15 protein-coding genes are annotated in these 25391 nt (G+C 74.7%); 9 read left to right on the top strand and 6 right to left on the bottom strand.

What is annotated here, in order from left to right; translation table 11 throughout:
- Positions 1-221: 221 nt before the first annotated feature.
- Positions 222-1256 (bottom strand): phosphatidylinositol-specific phospholipase C domain-containing protein, encoded by a 1035-nt coding sequence (locus C8054_RS17085; RefSeq protein WP_107157787.1) that lies wholly within the window; start codon positions 1254-1256, stop codon positions 222-224.
- A gap of 217 nt (positions 1257-1473) precedes the next feature.
- On the opposite strand from C8054_RS17085, the gene C8054_RS17080 reads away from it, so the two are divergent.
- The 4 genes from C8054_RS17080 to purE all read left to right on the top strand — a co-directional run bounded on the left by C8054_RS17080 (position 1474) and on the right by purE (position 6263).
- Positions 1474-2364 carry a hypothetical protein gene (locus C8054_RS17080; protein ID WP_107157786.1) on the top strand — a complete coding sequence of 297 codons (891 nt, stop codon included), beginning with the start codon at positions 1474-1476 and terminating at the stop codon, positions 2362-2364.
- Between the two features lie 92 nt (positions 2365-2456).
- The gene (locus C8054_RS17075; protein ID WP_107157798.1) at positions 2457-4550 is read left to right on the top strand and encodes a thioredoxin domain-containing protein; all 2094 of its coding nucleotides are present in this window, start codon (positions 2457-2459) and stop codon (positions 4548-4550) included.
- Positions 4551-4614: 64 nt separating this feature from the next.
- Positions 4615-5775, top strand: a complete 1161-nt coding sequence (locus tag C8054_RS17070) for a 5-(carboxyamino)imidazole ribonucleotide synthase (protein ID WP_107157785.1) — start codon at positions 4615-4617, stop codon at positions 5773-5775.
- Positions 5772-6263, top strand: coding sequence for a 5-(carboxyamino)imidazole ribonucleotide mutase (gene purE, locus C8054_RS17065; protein ID WP_107157784.1), 492 nt, complete (start codon positions 5772-5774; stop codon positions 6261-6263). The genes C8054_RS17070 and purE overlap by 4 nt, the downstream gene beginning before the upstream one ends.
- Positions 6264-6573: 310 nt before the next feature.
- Here purE and C8054_RS17060 read toward each other — a convergent pair whose 3' ends face one another.
- Positions 6574-11487 (bottom strand): SCO7613 C-terminal domain-containing membrane protein, encoded by a 4914-nt coding sequence (locus tag C8054_RS17060; RefSeq protein WP_107157783.1) that lies wholly within the window; start codon positions 11485-11487, stop codon positions 6574-6576.
- A gap of 162 nt (positions 11488-11649) precedes the next feature.
- Positions 11650-13077 (bottom strand): UDP-glucose/GDP-mannose dehydrogenase family protein, encoded by a 1428-nt coding sequence (locus tag C8054_RS17055; protein WP_107157782.1) that lies wholly within the window; start codon positions 13075-13077, stop codon positions 11650-11652.
- 246 nt (positions 13078-13323) lie between these two features.
- Between C8054_RS17055 and C8054_RS17050 the strand changes: the two genes are divergently transcribed.
- Positions 13324-14487, top strand: a complete 1164-nt coding sequence (locus C8054_RS17050) for an acyl-CoA dehydrogenase family protein (RefSeq protein ID WP_107157781.1) — start codon at positions 13324-13326, stop codon at positions 14485-14487.
- Here C8054_RS17050 and C8054_RS17045 read toward each other — a convergent pair.
- Positions 14477-15865: an HEXXH motif-containing putative peptide modification protein gene (locus C8054_RS17045; protein ID WP_107157780.1), complete on the bottom strand. Its 1389-nt coding sequence runs from the start codon at positions 15863-15865 to the stop codon at positions 14477-14479. The two genes, C8054_RS17050 and C8054_RS17045, sit on opposite strands and share 11 nt — an antisense overlap.
- Positions 15866-16001: 136 nt before the next feature.
- On the opposite strand from C8054_RS17045, the gene C8054_RS17040 reads away from it, so the two are divergent.
- From C8054_RS17040 to C8054_RS17025, 4 genes are read left to right on the top strand one after another with little or no spacing between them, the layout of a single operon-like run.
- A complete protein-coding gene (locus C8054_RS17040) occupies positions 16002-16247 on the top strand; it encodes a hypothetical protein (RefSeq protein ID WP_107157779.1) in 246 nt (81 codons plus the stop codon).
- Positions 16244-20080: an FxSxx-COOH system tetratricopeptide repeat protein gene (fxsT, locus tag C8054_RS17035; RefSeq protein WP_107157778.1), complete on the top strand. Its 3837-nt coding sequence runs from the start codon at positions 16244-16246 to the stop codon at positions 20078-20080. The genes C8054_RS17040 and fxsT overlap by 4 nt, the downstream gene beginning before the upstream one ends.
- Positions 20077-21096, top strand: coding sequence for a hypothetical protein (locus tag C8054_RS17030; protein WP_107157777.1), 1020 nt, complete (start codon positions 20077-20079; stop codon positions 21094-21096). Before fxsT ends, C8054_RS17030 begins: the two co-directional genes overlap by 4 nt.
- Positions 21093-22319, top strand: a complete 1227-nt coding sequence (locus tag C8054_RS17025) for a hypothetical protein (protein WP_107157776.1) — start codon at positions 21093-21095, stop codon at positions 22317-22319. The genes C8054_RS17030 and C8054_RS17025 overlap by 4 nt, the downstream gene beginning before the upstream one ends.
- Here C8054_RS17025 and C8054_RS17020 read toward each other — a convergent pair.
- Complete coding sequence (locus tag C8054_RS17020; RefSeq protein ID WP_107157775.1) at positions 22264-24525, bottom strand: AAA family ATPase; 2262 nt, start codon at positions 24523-24525, stop codon at positions 22264-22266. The two genes, C8054_RS17025 and C8054_RS17020, sit on opposite strands and share 56 nt — an antisense overlap.
- Entirely contained in the window at positions 24525-25382 is an 858-nt protein-coding gene (locus C8054_RS17015) for an AAA family ATPase (protein ID WP_158273866.1), read from the bottom strand. Before C8054_RS17015 ends, C8054_RS17020 begins: the two co-directional genes overlap by 1 nt.
- Positions 25383-25391 lie beyond the last annotated feature (9 nt).

The following is a 25391-nucleotide window of genomic DNA, read 5'->3' as shown; positions in this document are numbered from 1 at the left end:
ACGCGGCTACCAGCGTCCGACTAACCCACGACCTCACACGGACCAAGGAGCGACGACGTCAGCGAGCGACCGACACGATTTTCAGCCCGGAACGGGCCACCTCGCCAGAGGCGACAAGGACTAACCCCCCCCACCCCCCTCTGCCGCAGATTCACGGAAAGCGTGGCTATCCGGGTCCGGACAGCCACGCTTTCCCTGAAACAGGGGCGTCAACTCAGGGGTCAGCCTCGGGGGAGGACGTCGTCGAGGACGGCCGGCAGGGTGGACCAGTCGGCGGAGGCGATGGTGGCGTGCGCGCGGGCGAGCTGGGCGACCCGGGCCGCCGCCGCGTCGGCGTCACCGGCCCCGACCGCCGGCGGGACGTTCTGCGCGTCGGTCATCACCAGCAGGTAGTGGTTCGTGTCGTACCAGGCGGTGTCGATGCCGCCGGTGACGTACGCCGAGGCGTCGCCGTCGAAGACCACGAACCACTGGCGCAGGGCCGGGTCCGCGTACCGGGTGCGGGGGTCGCCGGCCTGGGCGCGGTGCACGGCCGGGAACGCGCGGGCGGTGTCCAGCGTGCCGGCCGCCGCCAGGCCGGCCAGGTGGCGCGCGTACTCCACGTCGGTCCAGAGGGTGTCGGTCGGGTTGCCCTCCTCGACGGTGCCGGGGATCAGTTCCACGATCACCTTGCCGGCGAGCTGCGCCCGGGTGGGCCAGGCGTCGGCGCGGGCGGCGGCGTCCAGTCCGGGGTGGCCGCCGAGCAGGTCGGCGGGGCGGAACACCCGGTCGCCGAGGCGGGCGGCGAGCACCGCGTCGAGCTGGGCCGGCCCCTGGCCGGTACGGCTGCTGAAGCCGGTCTTGAGTTCCAGCTTGAGGATCACCGGTCCGGCGTCGGGGTGGGCGCCCAGCCAGAGCCGGATGTCGTCCAGGCAGTGTTCCAGGTTCTTGTTCCGGGTGCCCGTGTAGAGCTGGGCCGCGCTGGTGGCGGCCACGCAGTTGTTGTCGTTGCCGAGCGGGTTGCCGTGGCTGACCCGCCACTGCCGGGTGAGCACGTCCGGCCAGACGTCCAGTTCGATCAGCCCGGGTCGGGCGTCGAGCGCCTGGGCCAGGTAGGTGTAGGTGCCGCGCTCGTACGTGTTGTGGATGCCGACGGCGGTGGTGGCGGACCACCGGGTCTCCGGTGGCACCGCGGCGGACGCGGCGGCGGGGGTCAGCGCGGCGCCGGCGAGGGCGGCGAGGGCGAGCAGGGCGAGCAGGACGGGGGGTCTGCGCATGGACCGTCTCCTTCGGACGTGCCGGCGGTGGGCGACGCCGGGCATGCGCCGATTCAAATAGACCAGGATGAATAACGGAAGGACGTTCCGTGGCGGGTCGTCGGGCTGCCGACATCCCGCCGGTGCGGGGCAGCGGGGGACCGCCGGTCGGCCCTAGTCTGCTGGCACGGTGGACGCGACGGGCGTCCCCGTCGACGTCCACACGGGGGAGACGACGATGAGACGTTCCTGGCGACCGGTTCTGCTCGCCGCGACCATGACGCTGACCGCCGGCGCCGCCGGCCTGGTCGGCTCCGCGCCGGCGCAGGCCCGGCCGGTGCAGTCCTGGTCGTTCAGCGTCACCGGCGAGCCCGGTGACCCGATCACCGCCGGCAATTCCTACTCCTACAACTCCGCCTCGACGACCCCGGGCGACGAGACGAGCGCGTCCGGCTGGAACGCGCAGCAGTTCCACTTGATTTCCTCGAACTACCCCGACGGCATCTGGGACCTCGCTCTCACGGCCCCGGCCGCGCTGAAGGCCGGCGACACCTACCAGAACGTCGGGCAGCCGGACTACGAGAACCACCAGGCGGGCATCCGGCTCTCCAACGACGGCTGGGGGCGCTCCTGCGCGCAGAGCACCGGTTCGTTCACCGTCCTCGACGCCGCCTGGGGTCCCTTCGACTACGTCGAGCGCTTCGACGCCACCTTCGAGATCCGCTGCGAGGGCGCGACCGGCGGCCTGCGCGGCGAGATCCACATCTCGAATCCGCCGCCGCTGCCGGCGCTCGACGTCACGCTGACCGTCAACCCGGCGGCCACGGTGGACAGCAAGGGCATCGCCACCATCCGTGGCACGATCACCTGCACCCGGGCGGACACCTTCGACATCGCCGGCGAGCTGGTCCAGCAGCAGAAGAAGGCGGGCACCGTCCGTGCCAACTTCTCGCCGTACGTCTCGTGTGTCCCGGGCCAGGAGGTGCCCTGGTCGGCGACCACCTATCCGGCCGACGCCAAGTTCCAGCGCGGCACCGCGCAGGCGGTCAGCGAGATCACGGTCCGCGACTTCGAATACTGGAACGAGTTCACCGTGACGGACACCTCGACGCTCACGCTGACCCGCTGACCCGCTGACCCGGCGGCCGGGTCGGGGCCGTGGTCCCGACCCGGCCGGCCACTCGCGGCGCGCGGGCACCGCGCGCTCGCTATGGTCGGGTGGTGAATCGACTCGCCGAGGCCACCTCGCCCTATCTGCTCCAGCACGCCGACAACCCGGTCGACTGGTGGCCCTGGTGTGACGAGGCGTTCGCCGAGGCGAAGCGACGTGACGTGCCGGTGCTCATCTCGGTCGGCTACGCCGCCTGCCACTGGTGCCACGTGATGGCCCACGAGTCGTTCGAGAACGAGGCCGTGGCCCGGCTCATGAACGACGACTTCGTCTGCGTCAAGGTCGACCGCGAGGAACGCCCTGACGTCGACGCCGTCTACATGACCGCCACCCAGGCGATGACCGGCCAGGGCGGCTGGCCGATGACGGTCTTCGCCACCCCGGACGGCACCCCGTTCTTCTGCGGCACCTACTTCCCCCGGGCCAACTTCGTCCGGCTGCTCGGCTCGGTCGCCGCCGCGTGGCGGGACCAGCGCGAGGAGGTGCTGCGGCAGGGGGCCGCCGTGGTCGAGGCGATCGGCGGTGCCCAGGCTGTCGGCGGCGTGACCGCCCCGCTCACCGCCGAGCTGCTCGACGGCGCCGCCGCCCAGCTCGCGAAGGAGTACGACGAGACGAACGGCGGCTTCGGCGGCGCCCCGAAGTTCCCGCCGCACATGAACCTGCTCTTCCTGCTCCGGCACCACCGGCGGACCGGGTCGGCGCGCAGCCTGGAGATCGTCCGGCACACCGCCGAGGCGATGGCCCGCGGTGGGCTGAACGACCAGCTCGCCGGCGGCTTCGCCCGCTACTCGGTGGACGGCCACTGGACCGTGCCGCACTTCGAGAAGATGCTCTACGACAACGCGTTGCTGCTGCGCGTCTACACCCAGCTCTGGCGGGCCACCGGCGACAGGCTGGCCCGCCGGGTGGCCCGGGACACCGCCCGGTTCCTCGCCGACGAGCTGCACCGGGCCGGCGAGGGCTTCGCCTCGGCGCTGGACGCGGACACCGAGGGCGTCGAGGGGCTGACCTACGTCTGGACGCCGGACCAGCTCGTCGAGGTGCTGGGCGAGGAGGACGGCCGGTTCGCCGCCGACCTGTTCACCGTCACCGCCGACGGCACCTTCGAGCCTCATTCCGCCTCCGCGCCGCAAGGCGGCGCTCCGGACGGAAAGAGGCTCGTCGAGGAGGGCGCCAGCGTGCTGCGGCTGGCCCGGGACGTGGACGACGCCGATCCGGCGGTCCGGGCCCGCTGGCGGGACGTGGCGGGCCGGCTGCTGCACGCCCGCGACACCCGCCCCCAACCGGCCCGCGACGACAAGGTGGTGGCCGCCTGGAACGGCTTGGCGATCACCGCCATCGCGGAGTTCCAGCAGGTCGCCGCGCTCTATGCGGCGCCGGAGGACGAGGACGCGAACCTGATGGACGGCGTGGTCATCGTCGCCGGCGGGGCGATGCGCGACGCCGCCGAGCACCTGGCCGCCGTGCATCTGGTGGACGGCCGGCTGCGCCGGGTGTCCCGGGACGGGGTGGTGGGCGCGCCGGCCGGGGTGCTGGAGGACTACGGCTGCGTCGCGGAGGCGTTCTGCACGCTGCACCAGCTCACCGGCGAGGGGCGGTGGCTGGCGCTGGCCGGTGAGCTGCTCGACGTGGCGCTCGCCCGGTTCGCGGCGCCGGACGGCGGCTTCTACGACACCGCCGACGACGCCGAACGCCTGGTCACCCGGCCGGCCGACCCGACCGACAACGCGACTCCGTCGGGCCGGTCGGCGATCGTCGCGGCGCTGGTGGCGTACGCGGCGTTGACCGGCGAGACCCGCTACCGGGAGGCCGCCGAGGCGACCCTGTCGACCGTCGCGCCGATCGTGGACCGGCACGCCCGGTTCACCGGCTACGCCGCCACGGTGGGCGAGGCGCTGCTCTCCGGGCCGTACGAGATCGCGGTGGCGACCGACGACCCGGCGGGTGACCCGCTGGTGGCCGCCGCGCACCGGCACGCCCCGCCCGGCGCGGTGGTGGTCGCCGGCGCCCCGGACCAGCCCGGCGTGCCGCTGCTGGCCGGCCGGCCCCTGGTCGACGGGCGGCCGACCGCGTACGTCTGCCGGGGGTTCGTCTGCCAGCGGCCGGTGACCTCGGTCGAGGAGCTGGTCGCCCAGCTCGGCTGAGTCCTCGGCGGCGGGCCGCCCTCACGGTCGGGCCCGTCGCCGGTCCGGTTAGGCTGGCGGCGCTATGGACTCCCGGACCGGACTCCCCGTCGTGGGCATGGTGGGTGGCGGCCAACTGGCCCGGATGACCCACCAGGCCGCCATCGCCCTCGGCCAGTCGCTGCGCGTGCTGGCACTCGCCCCGGACGACGGCGCGGCGCTGGTCGCCGCCGACGTCCAGTACGGCGACCACACCGACCTGACCGCGCTGCGCACGTTCGCGAAGGGCTGCGACGTGGTCACGTTCGACCACGAACACGTGCCGAACGACCACATCCGTGCGTTGGCCGCGGAGGGCGTCAAGCTGTTCCCGCCGGCCGAGGCGCTGGTGCACGCGCAGGACAAGCGGGTGATGCGGGAGCGGCTCGCCGAGTTGGGCGCGCCGAACCCGGCCTGGCGTCCGGTGGAGTCGCCGGCCGACCTGGTCGGGTTCGGCGCGGAGACCGGCTGGCCGGTGGTGCTCAAGGCCGCCCGGGGCGGCTACGACGGCCGGGGCGTCTGGCTGGTGGACGACGCCGACCAGGCCGCCGAGCTGGCCGCCACGCTGCTCGACGGCGGCACGCCGCTGCTGGTCGAGGAGCGGGTGGCGCTGCGTCGGGAGTTGGCCGTGCAGGTCGCCCGGTCGCCGTTCGGGCAGGTCGCCGCGTACCCGGTGGTGGAGACCGTGCAGCGCGACGGCATCTGCGTCGAGGTGCTGGCGCCCGCGCCCGACCTGCCCGAGGAGCGGGCGGTGGCCGCGCAGCAGCTCGCCATCGATCTGGCCACCGCGCTCGGCGTGGTCGGGCTGCTCGCGGTGGAGCTCTTCGACACGCCCGCCGGGCTGGTGGTCAACGAGCTGGCCATGCGTCCGCACAACTCCGGCCACTGGACGATCGAGGGCGCGCGCACCTCCCAGTTCGAGCAGCACCTGCGCGCGGTGCTGGACTACCCGATGGGGGACACGTCGCTCGCCGCGCCGGTGGTGGTGATGGCGAACGTGCTCGGCGGGGAGCCGGGCGGTATCTCGATCGACGAGCGCCTGCACCACCTGTTCGCCGCCGAGCCGGGCGCCAAGGTCCACCTCTACGGCAAGCAGGTCCGACCGGGCCGCAAGATCGGGCACGTCACGGTGCTCGGCACGGACCTGGCCGACGTGCGGGCCCGGGCCGCCCGCGCGGCGCGGTGGCTCCAGGAGGGAACAGCATGAGTACGGTCGGGCTGATCATGGGTAGCGACTCGGACTGGCCGACCATGCGGGCCGCCGCCGAGGCGCTGGACGAGTTCGGCGTGCCGCACGAGGTCGGTGTGGTCTCCGCGCACCGCACCCCGCTCAAGATGATCGAGTACGGTCGGTCCGCCGCCGGCCGGGGCATCCGGGTGATCATCGCGGGCGCGGGTGGGGCCGCCCACCTGCCCGGTATGGTCGCCTCGGTCACTCCGCTGCCGGTGATCGGCGTGCCGGTGCCGTTGAAGTACCTGGACGGGATGGACTCGCTGCTGTCCATCGTGCAGATGCCGGCCGGTGTGCCGGTCGCCACGGTGTCGATCGGCAACGCCCGCAACGCCGGGCTGCTCGCGGTCCGCATCCTGGGCGCCGCCGACCCGGCGTTGCGCGACCGGATGGCCGCCTACCAGGCGAGCCTGGAGGACCTGGTCGCCGAGAAGGAGGCGGCGCTCCGCGCCTCGCTGTCCTGACCACTCCCACAGGTCACTCACTCTGCGTGTTGACGGCCTGCGGTCACCGAGTGTGGTCGACGGTGCCGGAGTGGTGGCTGCCCCTTCGCCCCTTTGCTCTGCAGCCATCGACGCAGCACTACATCGACCTGCGGTTCCCGTTTCACGCTCGCCCTGTGGTTCGAGAATGCCTGGTTGCGCAGGGTGACTGCTGCGCCCGTGGCTGCAGAGCAAAGGGGTCTCGCGGTGGTCGGGCCGGCGGCCGGTCCGGTGCGGAGGGTGACCGCCGTCGGTGACCGGTCGGGGCGTCAGGCAGGACGAGCGGACCCCGTCACCGCATGCCGCGCAACGCGGTCTGCAGGCGCTCCTGGGCGCGGCGGCGCCGCTCGTTGCTGGCCCCGAGCACGAGCAGCACGATGCCGACCGGGATCAGCACCAGCCACGGGCCGAGACTGAACAACGCGTGCACCGCGGCGACGGCGGTCACCGTCGCGCCCACGATCACCGGCGCCTGCTGCCGGCTCATCGAGCCGAAGATCAGCACCGCCACTGCCCCGAGCAGCAGCAACACCTGACGCAGCATGCTGGAGTCGGTGGCCACCACGATCGCCAGCGTGGGCAGGAACGCGGTCACCAGCGCCGGCCCGTACGCCACCCAGCTCGACATGTCGGGCCGGTGCCGCAGTTGCAGCACGCCGACCAGCAGGGCCAACGCGGCGAACGGCAGGGTGTAGGCCTCGGGCAGCGCCACGTCGGCCACCCACATCAGGATCCACCAGGCGGTGATCTCGCAGGCCACCACCGCCCAGAACAGCAGGTTCCGCTCGAACGGACGACGCCCCGGCCGGCTGGCCGCCACCCCGAGCACCGCACCCCAGGCGGCCAGCAACGCGGCGATGTGCCGGGGCGAGTCGAACGCCAGGGCCAGCGCGATGAGCGCCGCAGCGTACCCGCTCCACTCGACGGTGGCCGCCTCCCGGTACGCCTCGGGCCGGCGCAGCCGGGGCAGCGTGGCGGCGAACACCTGCAACGCCGCGCCCACCGCCAGCACGCCGAACGCCGACCACACCGCGGCGAGCCCGGCCACCAGCCCCAGCGTGAGCACGAAGAGCTGCGCCATCAGCGAGGCGAACAGCCAGCCGAGGATGCGGGCCCGTTGGGTGGTGCCGAAGAACGCGGCGACCGCGCCCACCCCGACCGCGCTCCCCAACGTGATCAGGGTGAGGTCGCGGGTGGCGAGCGCGCCGGCCAGTCCGGCGCCACCGGCGGCCAGCCCGATGACGAAGACCAGCACCCGGGCGACCCGGATCGAGCGACCCGGCTCGGCCAACGCCGGCGGCGGGGTCAGCGCCAACCCCAGCATCGAGATGGTGAACACCACCAGCCCCGCCTCCGCGGTCACCGGCCACCCCTGGCCGAGCGCCACCGGCGCGATCAGCAGCGTGAGGGCCGCCCCGGGCAGGATCACCGGCACCGCCCGGGAGCGGCGACCGCCGCTGAACCCGGTCGCGGCCAGCGCCGCGGTCGCGGTGAGCAGCAGCGCGGTGAGCACGTGGGTCGGGTCCACCGCGTCCGGTGGCGGGGTGAGCAGCTCCGGTGGCGGCCCCTGCCACACCCGGCCCAGCACCACGAACGTCGAGAACAGCGCCACCACCAGCGTGGGCGCCAGCGTGGCGAGCGCCAGCGCGGTGGGCAGCGCCGCCGCGGCCAGCGCGCCGGCCGCCGGGCTGACCCGCCACCGGAGCTCGGTGGGGCGGTCCGGGTCCCGGCGCAGCGCCCCGTTCAGCAGCACCGACCACCGGCGTACCGGCCGGGCCGAGCCGACCGGCGGGACGGTGGCCGCCCGGATCAGCTCGGCGAGCACACCGAGCAGCGCGGCGGCGGCGGCGAACACCCCGGCGGGCAGATGGACGACGAGGGCGGTGGCCGCCGTGACGGTGCCCGCACCCACCACTGCCACGCTGGCGTACGGCAGGTACTGCGGCACCTGCCGGCGGACCGCCGCGACCACCGCCAGGCCGAGGCTGGCGGCGGCCAGGGCGGCGGTGAGCACCACCTGCGCGGGGCGGCCGAACTCGACCGACAGGGCGGCCACCGCGCCGGGCAGGGCGAGCAGGGCCGACCCGGCCGCGGCGCCGCCCACCTGGACCAGGTGCGGCGGCATGCCCTCGGTGCGGACGTCCTCCACCAGCGCCGGCGCGAACGATCGGGCCAGGGCCGCCACCGTCACCCCGATCAGGGCGATGCTGCTCAGCGCCAACGCGGTGGTCCAGGGCCGGACCAGCCCGGCGCCGGTGGCGTGCAACGCCACCACACCGGCCACGGTGGCCCGGGACAGCGCGGCCCTCGGGTCCGTCGCGGCCACCGCCGCCATCCCGAAGACCGCGGCCACCATCGTCCCGACCAGCACCGGCGACCACCAGGGCAGGTCGAACGCGGCCGGCGCGCCCACGGTGGCGAGCACCGCGCACACGCCCGACACGTCGTACTTCCAGGGCGGCGGCAGCAGGACGGCGGCGGTCGCCGCCAGCAACGCCAGCGCGACCGGCGCCTGCCAGGTCGTACCGCCGGTCGGTGCGGCCGGCCAGCCGCTCAGGTCACCGGCCCAGATCGGGCCGGGGGTGGCCAGCACGCCGACGCCGCCGCGCAGCGCGCTCCAGGCGGCGACGAGACCGATCAGGGTGCCGCCGGCGGCGATGCCGAGGATCGGGCCGCGCCGCCACTCCTCCGGCAGCGCCCGGGCCGCGACGGCCACCACCAGCACCAGCGCGGCGGCCACCATGAGCTGGCCGCCCGGCGCGAGTACCGCGGCGATCCGCACCAGCGTGGCGACCAGCGCCACCGTGGTGGCGGCGAGCGCCAGGTCGGAACCGTCGAGCGACATGTCGGCGCGGCGTCGGGCGTCGATCCGGGGCGCCGCCGCCAGCAGCGCGGCGGCGATCAGCAGCAGCCCGCCCACCCAGCCGTCCGCCGAGGTGGCGCCGGGCGCGAAGAGCCCGGCGACGGCGACGGCCACCGCGCCGAGCACGGTGCCGAGCGCGTGCGGCATGCTCAGCTGCCGCTGCGCCACCTGCACCAGGGCGGCGTAGGCGAGCGTCACGCAGACGGCGAGGAAGCTCGCCGCGAGGATCGGCACGGTGATCTCGCGCAGGTTGGCCGGAGTGGCCGCCGGCGGGGTCGGCACGGTGGCGGCGACGAACGCGGCCACCGCTCCGGGCAGGGCGAACGCCGCGCCACCGGCCGCCCAGGCGCAGACCGGATCCGTCGCGGCAGCGGCGATCCGGACCCGGGGCGCGAGCGAGACCAACGCCCCGGCCAGGAAGAGCAGGGTCAGCGCGGCCGCGGTGAGCGCGGGCCGGGCGAGCGCGGCGCCGGCGCCGGTCAGCCCCAGCCCGGCCGCGGTCACCGCGTGCACCACCGCGGCCCGTTCCGTGCCGGCGGTGAGCCCGAACACCCCGATGGCGACCGCTGTCACCAGCATCGGCCAGCACGCCGTCGCCCAGCCCAGACCGAGCGAGGCCGGCACGGCGAGCGCGGTGAGCGCGGCACCGACCACCGCGAACTCGCGCCGGATCGAGGTGGGCAGCGCGACCACGGCGGCGACGGTGAGCAGCAGCGCGGCGACGGCGAGCTGCCAGCCGGTCGGGCCGACCGCCCGGGCCAGCTCGGCGTGCCAGCCGCCCAGGTCGGCGGACCAGGCGGGCAGCGACGCCCGGACCGGGGCCAGCCCGGCGCGCAACGCGCCACCGGCGACCACCAGGCCGCTGACCGTCAACGCCGCCGCGGAGGCGAGCTGCGGGCCCCGGCGGGCCGTCTCCGGCATGGCCCGCACGGCGAGGCCGGTGAGCGCGATGACCGCGGCGATCAGCAGCAGGGACCGGCCGGGCAGCGCCACCGAGGCGACCCGCCCGAGCGCGCCGATCACCGCGAGCGTGAGGATGCCGGCGCCCACGTCGGGCAGCGGCGGTCGGCGCAGCGCCAATGTGCCGGCCATCGCCGTCAGCGCGGCGAGCAGCAGCACCGCGCCCGCGCCGGCGGCGACCGGCACGGTGGCGGCGCGCAGCAGGGCGGTGACCGCGTACGCCAGGGCGAGCGCCACCGCCGCGCCGTGCAGCAGCCAGGTCAACTCGCGCAGCCACGGCACCGGCCGGGTCGGCGCGGCGGTGGCCGGACCGGCCGGCGGCTCGCCGCCGAGCACCTCGCCGGACTCCTCCGGCGCCGACTCCGGCCGGTCGTCGTCGCCGCGCTGCCGGGACGCGGCGGGTGCCGACGGGGTGGTGCGGGGCGGGTCGGTCCGGACGGGCCGTTCGCGCACCAGCGGGGAGCGGACCAGCGCCAGATCCAGCACCGCCACCAGCGTGAGCACCAGCGCCCAGCCGGCCGGGCCGGTCACCCGCTCGTACGCCAGCAGCGGCAGCACCGGTTGGGCGGCCAGCACGGTGGCGAAGCGGGGCGCGCGCAGCCCGGTGCCGTACGCGTACCCGACCGCGACCACGGTGGTGACCAGGAAGATCGCGCCGGCGAACGCGGCGCCCGAGGTGCCGCCGCCGATCCGGTCCACGGCCCAGACCGCGTACCCGGCCAGCGGCACCAGCAGCAGGCCGACCGCGGCGATCGTCTCGGCGGTCGAGGTGAGCCCGCGGCGGGCCAGCACCGGCGGGGCGAGCAGCATCAGCACGGTCGCGACCAGCAGCACGCCGAGCCGGGCGAGCGCGTCCATGGAGCTGGTGGCGACCGCCGCGAACACCACCGCCGCGACGCCGAGCAGCAGCGCGCCCAGCCCGAGCGGGATGTTCTGCACCTCGCGCGAGGACGCCTCCGGCGGGTGCTCCGGGTCGTCCGCGTCGAGCCACTGCGGCCGGCCGCGGGGCGGCGACGGGGGAAAATCGTCCGGTCCGGGCGGCGGGGTGCCCTGCCGGGGCACCCGGGGTGGCGCGCCGGTGGCGGCGGTGGGCGGCCGGCGTCCCGGTCGTCGCCGCAGCACCCGGCGGGGTCGGGTGGCCTGCTTGACCCGTTCCTCACCGGCGTGCGCCAGGATGTCCCGCTGGAAGAGCGCGGCCTGCATCTTGGCGGCGATCTGCCGTTGCTCACGGGCGATCTCGGCGTCCCGGGCCTTCATCTCGGCGATCGACCGCTCGATGTCGGCCAGGTGCTCGGACCACTGCGGCTGCTCCGCGCCGCAGTGCGGACAGACGGGGGCGGGCTTGATCTCCCGCCCGCACGAGGCGCACCTGAAGCTCTCCACGACCGTCTCCCGTCCGCCTGTGCCCTCGCACTGTGGACCTCCCAGAGGCAGCATGCCCTGAGCGGGCCGGGATTTCGACAGTTGCCGGCGCGTTCCGGACAACAAAAAGGACCGGCCGGCCGGGGAGGCTGCTCCCCGGCCGGCCGGCCCGGCGTCGATCGGTCAGGGACGGCCCAGGCCGCGGTACTCCCAGCCGGCCTGCGTCCACAGTGTCGAGTCGAGGCAGTTGCGCCCGTCGACGACCCGCCGACCGTTGGCCAGCTCGCCCAGGGCCACCGGGTCGGCGTTGCGGAACTCGGCCCACTCGGTGAGCACGCAGACCAGGTCGGCGCCCTGGACGGCGTCGTTCATGGTCTCCTCGTAGGCCAGGCCGGGCACCGCGCGGCGGGCGTTCTCGATCCCCTGCGGGTCGAAGACGTGCACGTCGGCGCCGGCCTTGCCGAGCAGCGCGGCCACCGCGAGGGCGGGCGCGTCGCGTACGTCGTCGGTGTTGGGCTTGAAGGTCGCGCCGAGCACCGCGATCCGGGTGCCGGAGAGGTCCGGGCCGGCCGGGCCGGAGCGGCGGTTGAGCAGTTCGGCGGCGAGCTGCACCACCCGGGTACGCCGACGCAGGTTGATCAGGTCCACCTCGTGCAGGAAGCGCAGCGCCTCGCCGGCGCCGAGCTCCTGGGCGCGGGCCTGGAAGGCGCGGATGTCCTTGGGCAGGCACGCGCCGCCGAAGCCGAGGCCGGCCTGGAGGAAGCGGTTGCCGATCCGTGGGTCGTACCCGATGGAGCGGGCGAGCTGGGTGACGTCGCCGCCTGCGGCCTCGCAGACCTCGGCCATCGCGTTGATGAAGGAGATCTTGGTGGCCAGGAACGCGTTGGCGGCGACCTTGACCAGCTCGGCGGTGGCGAAGTCGGTGACCACCAGCGGGACCTCGCGGTCCTCGGTGGCGGCCAGGTCGAAGACGCCCTTGTGGGCGGCGAAGAGCATGCCGTTGGCCCACTCGCTCTTGACGCCGACCACGATCCGGTTGGGGCGCAGCACGTCGTCGACGGCGAAGCCCTCCTGGAGGAACTCCGGGCTCCACGCCACCTCGACGCCCAGGTCGGCCGGCGTGTGCTTGCCGACGAGCTGCTCCACCCACTCGGCGGTGCCCACCGGCACGGTGGACTTGCCGACGATCAGCGCCTTGCGGGTCAGGTGCTGGGCCAGGCTGGTCACCGACGCCTCGACGTACGACAGGTCGGCGCCCATGCCGTCGGCGCGCTGCGGGGTGCCGACGCAGATGAAGTGCACGTCGCCGAAGTCGGCGGTCTCGGCGATGTCGGTGCTGAACCGCAGTCGGCCGGCGGCCAGGTTGCGCCGGAGCAGCTCGTCGAGGCCGGGCTCGTGGATCGGCACCTCACCGGCGTTCAGCTTGGCGATCTTGTCGGCGTCGACGTCGAAGCCGAGCACCTCGTAGCCCAGCTCGGCGTAGCAGATCGCGTACGTCGCACCGAGGTAACCGGTGCCGAGGAAGGTCACCCGGAGCCGGGCCGCGCCGGAGGGCGGGGTCACCGCGGCGATGGCGGGCATCGGCTGGGAGTTCGGGTACGGGATCGTCACGCCTGTCTTCTCCGCTCGCACTGGCGGCGCATCCTCGCGTCGCATTCGGCTGGGCGCCTAGGCCGGGCACCGAGGGAAACTTGATTCTGGTGTGAGGGTAGTGGGTCGGGTTGCCGCCGCCCGGGCGCGAGCCTACCCGCCGGTAAGGTCCGGTCGAGGCCCGGTGGCTATTCTTCAGTCTGCGGCAGTCGGCGGCCCCCGGGCGGTCCGGACTGCGCATGATAGCGGTGAAAGGGGAGGGCCGACATGGCCGCAGAGCAGTCGTTCGACGTCTACCGGTTGCCGGAGGAGCACGAGGCGATCCGGGAGGCGGTCCGTGAGGTCTGTGCGGCAAAGGTGGCGCCGCACGCCGCTGAGGCGGACGAGACAGGTGAGTTCCCGAAGGCGTCCTACGACGCGCTGCGGGCGGCCGACTTCCACGCCCCGCACGTCCCGGTGGAATACGGCGGCGCCGGCGCGGACGCGCTGGCCACCGCCATCGTGATCGAGGAGGTGGCGCGGGCCTGCGCCTCGTCCTCGCTGATCCCGGCCGTCAACAAGCTGGGCACCATGCCGCTGCTGCTGGCCGGCTCCGAGGAGCTGAAGCGCCGGTACCTGACGCCGGTGGCCTCGGGTGACGCGATGTTCTCCTACTGCCTCTCCGAGCCGGAGGCGGGCAGTGACGCGGCGTCGATGACCACCCGGGCGGTGCGTGACGGTGACCACTGGGTGCTCAACGGCGTGAAGCGGTGGATCACCAACGCGGGCGTCTCCGAGTACTACACCGTCTTCGCGGTGACCGACGCCACGGCCCGGTCCCGGGGCATCTCGGCGTTCGTGGTGGAGAAGTCCGACCCGGGGGTGAGCTTCGGCGCACCGGAGAAGAAGCTCGGCATCAAGGGCTCGCCGACTCGCGAGGTCTACTTCGACAACGTCCGGATCCCGGCCGACCGGATGATCGGCGCCGAGGGCACCGGCTTCGCCACCGCGATGAAGACGCTCGACCACACCCGGGTCACCATCGCCGCCCAGGCGATCGGCATCGCCCAGGGCGCGCTGGACTACGCCAAGGGCTACATCCAGGAGCGCAAGCAGTTCGGCAAGGCGATCGCCGAGTTCCAGGGCATCCAGTTCATGCTCGCCGACATGGGCATGAAGCTGGAGGCGGCCCGGCAGCTCACGTACGCCGCCGCCGGCAAGTCCGAGCGGGGCGACGCGGACCTGACCTACTTCGGCGCGGCGGCCAAGTGCTTCGCCTCGGACGCCGCGATGGAGATCACCACCGACGCGGTCCAGTTGCTCGGCGGCTACGGCTACACCCGGGACTACCCGCTCGAGCGGATGATGCGGGACGCCAAGATCACCCAGATCTACGAGGGCACCAACCAGGTGCAGCGCATCGTGATGGCCCGCCAGCTCCTCAAGGGCTGACCGGCGGGGCCGGGCGGGGCCGTCGGCGTCGCCCGGCCCGGCCCGGCCCGTACGTCCCGGCCCGTCGGCCGGACCAGTCGTCGACCACGTCGTCGAGCTGGTCGACAAGCAGCCGTCCGTACCCGGTCAGCCCGTCGGCGGTCCGGAGCAGGTCGGCCACCTCCCGGCAGGCGCCCCGGAGCCGGGCGAACTCGGCGTGCGCCAGGTGGCGGCCGGTGGTCGTGCCGAAGCGCCGTTCCCGACGCCAGAACTCGCCGACCGCCACGTGGGCGTAGAGGCCCTGCACGAGCGCCGGCAGCGGACGGGCGCCGGCCCGCCACGGCGCCGGGTGACGGGCCGGCTCCGCCGCCTCGACGAGCGGGAAGAGGTGGTCCAGGGCGGCCAGCTTGTTGTGCGCCAGCTCGTGCACGAGGGCCGCGGCGATCGGGCCGGCCGCCCCGGGGCCTTCGGACAGGGCGACGCACCCCACCGCGGCGGGGAACGTGCCGCTGATCAGCGGGGCGGTCAGCTCGTCGGGGGTGCCCCCGCTGGTCACCGCCGCCCAGGGCCGGCCGGCCGCGTCCCGGGCCAGCGGCATCACCATGGAGATCGCCTCGGTCAGCTCGGTGGCGGCCCGCCGGTGCCGGGTGGCCAGCAGCCGCCAGCCCGGGGACAGCCGGGCCGCCCAGCGGGCGGCCCGGACCGCGTCGACAGGTGCGACGGCGGCCGGGCGGGCCAGCGACCGGAGATCGTCCAGGTGCAGCCGGGGGCCGTGCCCGTCGGCCCGGAGCCGGGGCACCGGGTGCCAGGCCGGCGCCGGGCCGCCGCCGGCCGTCCCGGTCGCCCGTGGGCACAGCCCCGGGCCGGTCACCGGCACGCCGTCGAGCGTCAGCGTGCGGCGTGCCCCGTCCACGGTCAGCTCCGCCAGCCCGGCCCCGCCGCCTGGGCCGCGGTGGACCCGGCCCAGGCCGGGCAGCGCCACCGTCACCGCGCCCGAGGGGCTTGTCGGGAAGCTGACACGGGCCCGTCCGCCGGCCCGCATCGCCGCCGCGGCCACCACCGCGCCCAGCGTCGCCGGGTCGTCGGCGGACCCCCGGTCGCCGTGCCCCAGAGCCCGCAGCGTGCCCGCCGCCCAGACGCTCACGGTGGGGTAGCCGAGCACCACGCGGGTGGGCCCGGGAGCCGACCGCCGCAGCTCGCCGAGGAGCCGCCAGGCGTCGTTGACCAGCGGCGCGTGCGGGTGACCGAGGTCCGTGGCGAGCACCACGGCCGAGCGCAGCGCGAGCAGGTTCCGACTCACCGGCACCGCGAGCAACCGCCGGACCACCTCCCCGCCGCCACCGCCCCGGGCGAGCGCCCGGAACGTGCCGACGGGCATCTCGTACCGGCCCGTCCGCACGCGCGGCCTCCCCAGACCAGTCGGCGGCCCACCGCGACGACGGTGGACATCGATGAAGGCTACGATATGTTACTGCCGGAACGCTGGCTGTGCCGTGCGGAGTGGTGGTGTCGATGGATCGAAGGTTGGGCCGGAGATGTCGGAACGGGTGAGCGGTGGCGACCGGCCACTGATATCCCAACTGCTCGATGTGGCGGAACTCGACCCGGCCGACCTCGACGCCATCCCGCGCCGGCAGTTGCACCGGTCCCTACGGCGGCTGATCGACGAGAGCGGCGACCCGACCGCCGAGTTCCTCTGGTTCGGCAACCAGGCCGACAATCCGGGCGCGCGGCGGCGCTGGACGACGTCCGACACCGGGCCCGACGGGGGGACGGCATGACGATCGACGGGTTTCCGGACGCCCCGGCGCGCGGCACGTCCGCGTCCCGGCCCGAGCCGGGATCGGCCGAGACCAGGGTGACCGCCTTCGTCGCCGCGGAGAGCCTGACCGGGCGCACCAACGTGACCAGCAACGTGGCCTGGCTGCTGGCACGCGCCGGCCGCCGGGTGCTCGTGGTGGACGCCGGCCGCGGGGCGGTCCGGGTGCACGAGCACCTCAGCCCCTTCTACAGCGGGGAGTCGCCCCTCACCGATCACCTGCCGCGCGGGCTGACCGACCTGATGTTCGCGCTGCCCGGCTTCACCACCGGGCAGCCCACCCTGCGGCGCTACGCCGCCCCCGCCGGTCACCTCGACGTGGTGTGGGTGCCCGAGTCGGCGACCTGGCCGCCGGTGACCGAGATCGGCGGTGGGCTGGGCGGCACGATCCGCAGCGAACTGCGCCGGCAGTTGCGGTTCATCGAGTACGACGACGTCCTGCTCGACCCCGCCGAATTCTCCGAGACGGTCGCGCAGTGGTTGGCCGTCCTCTGCGACGCGCTCGTCGTCTGCTTCCCCTACCGGGCGCCCCGGCTCGCCGACGCCGCCGCCGTGGCCCGCCAGGTGCACCGCGGCGCTCCCGCCGGGATCCGGATCATCGCCGCCACCACGCAGTCGGCACCCGCCGACGCGGTGGCCGCCCGCCGGCACGCCGACGAGGTGGCGTCGAGCTTCCGCGGCGCCCTGGACGAGCCGGCGGTGGGCGTCGACTTCTGGCAGGTCGCCATCCCCGGGGGCCCGGAGGGCCAGCCGCTCGCCCCGCTGCTGGAGGAGTCCCCGCACCGCGCGTCGGTGCTGGCGGCGTACGGCCGGTTGCTGAGTCTGCTGACGCAGGGTGAGCTGGACCGGGCCGAGCCGGAGGCGGAGCCGGTCCGGGCGCGCTACCGGTTCGGGCTCAGCCGGCCGCTCGCCGAGAACGGCGGCGAGCTGTTCGTGGCCACCCCGGAACGGCAACGGCCGTGGGCCGACTGGCTGAGCGCGGAGCTGACCGAACTCGACATCCGGGTCCGGCCCTGGCGCCCGCGCGGCCCGGCCGTCGGCGGGCCGGCCACCGTCCTGGCGGTCGCCCCGGACCCCACCGCGCACCCGGCGGGCGGGCCCGGTGTCGAGGACGACGACGAGGCGTGGCTCGACGCGCTGACCGGGGAGGTGGCGGCGCGGCCCGGCACGGAGCTGCTGGTGCTGCGTACCGTCCCGGCCGGTCCACCCCCGGCCGGTCGCCCAGTGGACCTCTACGACTGCGACGAGCCGGAGGCACGCCGACGCCTGCGCGCGGCGTTGGGCCTGGCCGCGCTCAAACCCTCGCCGCTGGACCGGCCCTGGCGGGTGGGCTTCCCGGGCCGGGACGACCAGTCCCGGAAGACGTTCGGCCTGCCCGACCGGCCGCGGCTGTTCGTCGGCCGGGACCGGGAGCTGAGCGAGCTGCGCGACGCGCTGCTGGCGAACCCGGGCGGCCAACCGGTGTGGGTACGCGGCCCGCTGGCCGCCGGCAAGAGCACGCTGGCCCGCGAGTACGTGGCCCGGTTCCACCGCGACTACCGCCTGGTCGTCTGGATCCCGGCGGGCAGCCGGCACGCGGTGCGTACCGCGCTGGCGGCGCTCGCCGACGCGCTCGGCGTCGAGCCGAGCGGCAACGCCGTCCACGAGATGCTCGCCGAGCTGCGGAAGCGCGGCGACCAGTGGCTGCTGGTCTACGACGGGGTCGCTGACCCGGCGGACCTGGTCGGGCTGCTGCCCTCCGGCCGCGGGCACGTCGTGGTCACCGGTGGCACCGGGGACCAGCCGGTCTACGGCCCCTCGGTGACCGTCGACGGGCTGCGCCGCGAGGACGCGACCGGGCTGCTCATCCGGCAGGTGCCCGGGTTGTCCGCCGCCCCGGCCGCTGTCGTCGTCAACGCGGTGGGCACGTTCCCGCTGGACCTGCGGCTGGCGTCGGGGCTGCTGGGCCAGGCCGGCATCCTGCTCGACAAACGGGAGGCGGTCACCGGGTCACGTGGCCCGGACGCGGCGGTGCCGGCCTTCCTGGAGGCGATCCGGCCCACCGGCGACGGGGCGTCCCCCACCCGGCGGATCGTCCGGGTGGCGTTGCGGCTGATGGACGAGGAGTTCAGCGGCCGGGTCGCGGTGATGCTGACGGAGATGTATTCCTTCGCCGCGCCGATCGGCATGTCGCTCGCGCTGGTCCAGTCCCGGCGGATGCGCGGGCAGGTCGCCGCCGACCTGGCCGACGAGGACGCGGCCCTGTTGCGCGCCGACGGGTGGGAGATGGACCGGGCGCTGGCGCTGGGGATGCGGTTCCGGCTGTTCGACGTCGCCTGGGGCCGCGACGGGGCGGTCCGGATGCACCCCGCCGTGCAGGCCACCGTGCTGGCCGGCATGACCGCCGGGAAGCACGCGGCACGTCGCGGGCGGTTCCTGCTCGCCCTGGCCGGGGCCGCGCCCCGGACCATCGCGGCGGCCTCCGCGCTGCGGCACGAGCTCCACCAGCACCTGCTCAGCTCCGGCGCGCTGGACGCGGACGGCCCGGACGACGTCCGCCGGCTGGTGGTCGAACAGCTCGAACACCTCATCGCCCGGGGCGAGGACGAGGCCGCCGAGGCGCACCGGCTCTGGCGGCCGGTGCTGGACCGCTGGCTGGCCGCGTACGGCTGGCAGGACCGGATCACGCTGCGGTTGGCGACCCGCCTCGCCGACGTCACCCGGTCCCTGGGCCACAGCGACGAGTCGTTGACGCTGAGCCGGCAGGTGCTGCGGGAGAGCACGGTCCTGCTCGGTCACGACCACCCGCGGGTCCTCGTCACCCGCCGGGGTCTCGCCGGTGACCTGCGCGGGCTCGGCCGGTTCCGGCCGGCGCTCATCGAGGACCAGGCCACCTGGCGGGGCTTCCGGGACCAGTTCGGCAACTCCCACCCGGAGACGCTGGTCGCGGCGCACAACCTGGCCCAGTCGTACTACCTGGCCGGGCGCACCGACGAGGCGGCCCGGGTCGCCCGGGAGACGCTGGCCCGGCGCCGGCGGCTCTTCGCCGACGACCATCCCGACACCCTGGAACTCGCCAGCGACCTCGGTCGCTACCTGGGCGACCTGGGCGATCTCGCCAGCGCGCGGAAGCTGCTCCAGGAGGCGTACCAGGAGCGGTTGCCGGCCGGCCGCAACGGCGAGGAGGACACGCTGCTGCTGCGGATCATCCGCCACCTGGCGGTCATCGCCCGCCGGCAGGAGGAACTCACCCGGGCCAAGGAACTGAACAGTCGCGCCTACCTGGCGTTGCGACGGCTGCTCAGCGAGGACAATCCGCGTACCCAGTCCTGCCGGCTCAGTCTCGCCGTCGACTACCACCTCGGCGGGGAGAGCGAACACGCGGTGCGGCTGGCGGACGAGAGCCTGGCCGGCTACCGGCGTGACCTCCCGCCCGAGCATCCGTTCACCCAGGTCTGCCTGAGCCTGCGCGGGGTGCTGCTGCGCGGCGTCGGCGACCTCGAAGAGGCGGTCTCGGCCGGGCGCCAGGCTGCCGCCGGCCTGGCGGCCACCCTCGGCGAGTCGCACCCGTGGACGCTCGGCGGTCAGGTCAACCTGGCCGGCAGCCTGGCGGCGGCGCAGCGGACCACCGAGGCGGAACGGTTGCTGCGCGGTGTCCTCGACGAGGGCCGTCACTTCCTCGGGCTCCAGCACCCGTACCTGCGCGCCACCCGGCGGCTCCTGGCCGCGTTGGTGACCGACGGCGAGATCAGCGGCGGCATCCCGTACGGCCCCGCGAAGCTCGACTTCGTCGACATGGAGGTCCCGGCGACATGAGCGCCCCCATTCCCGCCGACGAGGCGGCCCAGCCGTCCGGCGTCGACAGGCGGATCGACGTGATGCTCGCCGACCACGTCCGGGAGCGACCGGCCATGGTGGACGCCTGCGAGCGGCTGATGCGGAGCCTGCCCGGGATGCTCCACCTCGCCCGGTACCGCACCGGGGTCTGCGACTTCGCCCTGGACGCCCCGGCGCCGGTGGCCGGCGCCCACGAGCTGGACGCCGACGAGCGGCAGCTCGTCGACCGGGACGTGGTGCACGCGATGACCACCCTGGGCGGGGTGTTGCGCCCGGCGCGCAGCGGCGAGCTGATCCGGGTGGTGCTGCACACCGCGCGGGGCGCGCTCTTCGCCCTGCAACTGAGCCGGGAACAGCACCTCGTCGGGGTGGTCCGGGTGGCGGATCCGGCGGACGGGCCGCCGCCCCGGCAGCCGACGATCCGGGCCGCCGACATCGGCCTGTCCCGGCTGGCCAACGCGGAGCACACGGCCGTCGGCGAGCAGCCCACCAACTACGGCGGCTGGCTCACCCCGGCCAGCACCGCGTCGGGACCGCCCGGCCCGTCCGGTCCGACCGCCGCCGAGGTCCGGCCCCGGACCTGGGCACGCGACGAGTCGTACGCCGGGTTGGCGGCCCGTTGCGCCGGGCAGGTCCACGCCGAGGGCCTGCACTACGTGGCGGTGTGCCGGCCGGGCCGGCTGGAGGCCACCGCGGACGTGCTCGACGACCCGCGGCTGGACGGCTTCTTCGCGGACGCGTCCCCGGCCCGGCGGCGGGCCTTCTACGGCCACCTCGCCCAACGGGTGGACGAGCTGCTGCGCGCCGTGGTGCGGTCCGCGCACCCGGCGATCGGCTCCCGGGTGCGCCGGCTGGTGCTCGACGTCGAGCAGGGCGCGTTCTACTGCTATCCGGTGGGGCTGGACCGCTACCTGCTCGCCGTCACGCTCGACCAGGACCGGGTGGCGGAGGGGGACGAGAAGGCGGCGGTGTTCGGCGCCGAGCTGGCCGGGTGAGCGCGCCGCCGGGCGGGGCGGGGCCACCGCCCGCCGACCGCCGGGCCCGGGTGGTCGAGGCGGTGCTGCCGTCGCTGCGCCGCAGCGCGCTGTTCGTACTGGTCGCCGCCGCCGGTTGGGCGCTGGCGGCCGGGCGGGGCTGGACCGACGTCCACCGGTCCGCCGGTTACCTGACGGTCGCCACCGCGCTGCTGGCGGTCGGCCTGTTCGCCAGCACCCACGGCATCGACCTCGCGGCGGCCCGGCGGAACCTGCGGCTGGTGCTGCTGGCGGTCACTGTCGGCGTGCTGGTCAAGGCGGCGCTGATCTCGGCGGTCATGTACCTCGCGTTCGGTCGGCCGGCGTTCCTGGTCCTCGGGGTGGCGGTCGCCCAGATCGACCCGTTGTCGTTCGCGGCGACCCGGCTGCGCTCCCGGATGTCCGGGCAGGCGCAGTCGATCCTGTCCGCGTGGGCGTCGTTCGACGACCCGGTCACCGTGCTGCTGACCGTGTACGCCGCCGCCTGGGTGGTCCCCGCGCTGCCCGGCGATCCGGCCGGCCCGACGGCGGCGGACCTGGGCGGGTTCACGCTCTCCCTGGTGCGGAACGCGCTGCTCGTCGCCGTGGCGGCGGTGGCCTGGTGGGGCACCCGAACCCTGCACCGGTGGGCGGCCACCCGCGCCCGGTGGGTCGGCCGGGCGGTGACCGTCGGTCAGCTCGTGATCCTGCTCGGGCTCGCGGTGCTGGCGGTCACCCAGTTCCTGCTGCTCGGGCTCGCCGTGGCCGGGCTGTTCTACCGCCCACCGATCGGGCGGGCGCTCGACCTGCTGACCCGGTGGGCGTTCCTGGCCGCCACGTTCGCGCTCGGGCTGGTGCTGGTCGGTGGCGTGGACCCGGTGCCGGGCGTGGTGCTGGGGCTGGCCGCCGTGGCGGCGCACGTGGTGGTGGCGTCCGTGATCTGTGCTCGGCTCCCCGCCGCCGACCGCCTCGACGTGCTGCTCGGCCAGCAGAACGGCATCACCGCCGTCATCCTGGCGCTGGTGCTGGAACGGCAGTTCGTCGGCACGGTCGCCGTGGTGGCGCCGGCGATCCTCGTCGTCAACCTGGTGCACGCGTTGACGAACGGCCTGCGGGAGGCGTCCGGGCGGGGCCGTCCGGGGACGGCCCCGGCCGGGCCGGCGTCGGCGGTCAGGCCGCGTCGTCGGTCAGGGCGGTCACCAGCTCCCGACGTACCCGCGCACTGAAGTCGGTCAGCACGTCGCTCGCCGTCTCCGACCGGCGGACCTCGTCGTCCACGAGGTCCCGCGCGCCGCGGAGCTGCCGCACGGGCAGGTATTCGTGCACGGCGTCGAAGATCTGGCACATCTCGCTCAGCCGGTCCCACTGGTGGGTGGCGGGACCGCCGGGGCGCTGGCGGGCCGCCCGGTACCACTCCGCCACGGCCAGCCCGAACGCCTCGACGAGCGCGTTCAGCAGCGCGGCGACCCCGACCGCCGACTGGACCTCCGGGGTCCGGACCCGGGCCCGGACCGCCTGCCGGGCGCCCCGGCCGCCCTCGTCCTCGACGAACGCCCGCCGGAACAGCACGCCGACCGGCGTCCGCAGGTCCACCACGGCGAAGGCGCGGTCGAACAGTTCGCTCACCGACGTGGGCAGGTCGGCCAGGTCGTCGCCGTTGCGGCGGTCGCCGGGCGGGACCGGCCAGCGTTGCAGCTCGCGCAGTTCCCGGCGGATCGTGGCCTGGTGCTCGTCGTTCTGGGCCCGCAGGTCGCTGAGCGAGCCGGTGAGCAGGCCGAGCAGGTGCTGGGTGGCCGAGTGACGGCGGTTCAGCCGGGCCATGTGCGGTGCCAACGGCACCAGCGGCCCGTCGGCCGGGTAACGCTCCTCGATCCGCCCGGTCATCGACGTCACCTCGGCGGCGAGCTGGTCGGCGAACGACCGGGGGCGGTAGAGCAGCGGCTCCCGGCCGACGGCCTCGCGGATCCTTGGAAGGAAGCGCTCGGGCACCGGCTCCAGCACGACGAGCAGCAGTTCGCAGTCATGGTGCGCGTGGCTGATCGCGGCCCGGGTCTCCACCCGGGCGACGTCGCTCTCCTCCAGCAGCGGGCCGGAGAGCAGGATGCCGCAGCCGGCGCCGTCCCGACCGGCCGGGATCCAGTAGTCGACGCGGCTGTCCGGGTCGTCGGTGGGGAAGTAGTCCGGCTGGAAGTTCTCGTGGCCGGTGCTCACCAGCACCCGCCGGATCTCGGCGAGGATGTGCTGCGCGCCGACGCCCCCGTACAGTTCGCGGGCCGCCTCCCGGACCATGCCGGGGGTGACCTGGCCGCCCTGGTCGCGGGCCCGGCGCCAGAGCCGGTGACAGAGCGAGATGATGCCCCGGGGAACGCCGTTGGCCAGCTCGACGAGCTGCCCGACGGTCGCCTCGCTGAACGGCTCCAGCCGGCCCCGCTGCCGCCGGAGCACGTAGTCGCGTACGTCGGCCGCGCTGAGCGGGGTCATCGTGATCTGCTCGCCGCTGCGGTCCCGCACGTCGCGCCGCAGCGTGCCGAGCAGGTCGGGCAGCCCGGCGAGCAGGAGGAACGTGTTGGAGGCGGCGAAGACCCGCAGCATCTCCTTGAACGCGTCGAGGGCTTCGTCCTCGCGCCGGCCGGCGGCGGTGAGCAGCTGATCCAACTCGTCGATGACCAGGACGAACGGGTTCGGGCCGTAGCCGATCAGCAGCGCGAAGACGCCCATCGCCTGGAGCGCGGTGGCCTCGCTGCCGGTGAGCGTGCCGGTGATCCCCCGCTCGCGGAGCACGTCGGCGGGCGGTCGACCGGCGATCCACTCCCAGACCGGGTCCTCGAACCCGCCGCGCAGCAGCAGCGTCAGCGCGCGGGCGAACTCGGCGTTCTCGGTGACCTTCCGCAGCCGGTCGCGCAACTGCCCGAGCAGTCGACTCTCCATCAGGTTGAACGTGTCCACCACGGCGACCGGGTCCAGGGCGCCGGCGAGCAGTTGCTCGGCCAGGGGTTCGGTGACCCGGGACCGGCGCAGCTCGACGGCGAGGATGTCGGCGTACAGTCCGCGGACGCGCCGGTGCACCACCTCCCGGCGGTCGGCGAGCTTGTCGGCGAAGGTGCGGTACAACGAGACGAACGTGTCCGGCGGGGCGGTCAGGTAGATCGACTGGAGGTCGCCGTCGAGGCGCTCGGTGGCGTGACGGACCAGGTAGGACGCCAGGTGGGTCTTGCCGGTGCCGTAGTCGCCCACCACGGCGACCACCCGACCGGCAGGCGTCTGCGGAGCGTCGCGCAGCGCGTCGAGGTAGCCGTTCATCGCGTCGGTGGCCCGGCGGACCGCCGCGGTGGGAATGGTGTAGACGGTCGACCCGGTGTCGGCGACCTGCGCCACGGCGCTCGACGGATAGGGGTTCGCCTCGCCGATCGGGGCCGGGTCGTACGCGTCCATCAAGGCTGCTCCCTGAGGCGGCGGGCTTCTCTCATGAAGTGTCGGGCCAGATCCTGCCAGGTCACCTGGTTGGGTCGCTCATCTTGCACACGTAGTGTCTCGTAAACGCCGAAGAGTAACCATTGCATCTCGCGGATCGTTGCCAATCTGCCGTCGTCTATGTACTCCTCCAGTGCGGTATCCGCCAGCGGAGGCAGCAGCCCGGGGGTCAGCCGGCCGAGCCGGTCGGCGGCGAAACGGGCCGCGTGCCGGTGGTCGAAGCCGTCGACCTCCAGGTGGACGGTGTTGCGACCCAACACGTCCCGGTCCCGGCGGTCCAGTGCGCTGGTGGTCTCGGCGAAGAAGACCATCCGCCGGGGCGCCCGCGCGGCGTAGTAGTGCAGCTCCTCGATCAGCTCCACCGGCGGCAGCAGCACGATCAGTGCCTGGTCGGGGTCCAGGGAGCCGGGCAGGTTGCGGTACGCGTCGTCGGGCCGGTCGCGCATCTCGTACGCCAGGTTGTGGCGCAGCAGTTGCAGCTCGTTCAGCTTGTCGAGCAGCGCCCGGCAGGTGTGCTCCCGCCGGGTGGGGATCGGGTCGTTCTCGTGGGCCTCCTGGCGCAGGTTGACCACCTCCGCCCGCAGCCCGTCCCGGCCGAGCCGATCGCGCAGCCAGTGCGCGCATCGGTTGACCAGCGCGGTCTTCCCGCACCCCCGCTCGCCCCGGACCAGTACCAGCCGCCCCTCGTGGTGCAGGTGGGCGACGTCGGCGAACCGTGCCTGACACTGCTCGAAGGACCCCTCGGTGTTGTCCACCGGGACGTAGTAGTTGACGTGTTCGGCGTACCAGAGCGGGTTGAGCGGGTCGGTGCTGCCCAACCTGGGCAC

The organism is Micromonospora sp. RP3T (assembly GCF_003027925.1).
Classification (GTDB): domain Bacteria; phylum Actinomycetota; class Actinomycetes; order Mycobacteriales; family Micromonosporaceae; genus Micromonospora.
Note: the sequence above shows the minus strand (reverse complement) of the source record. Positions and strands in the feature narration are given on the sequence as shown.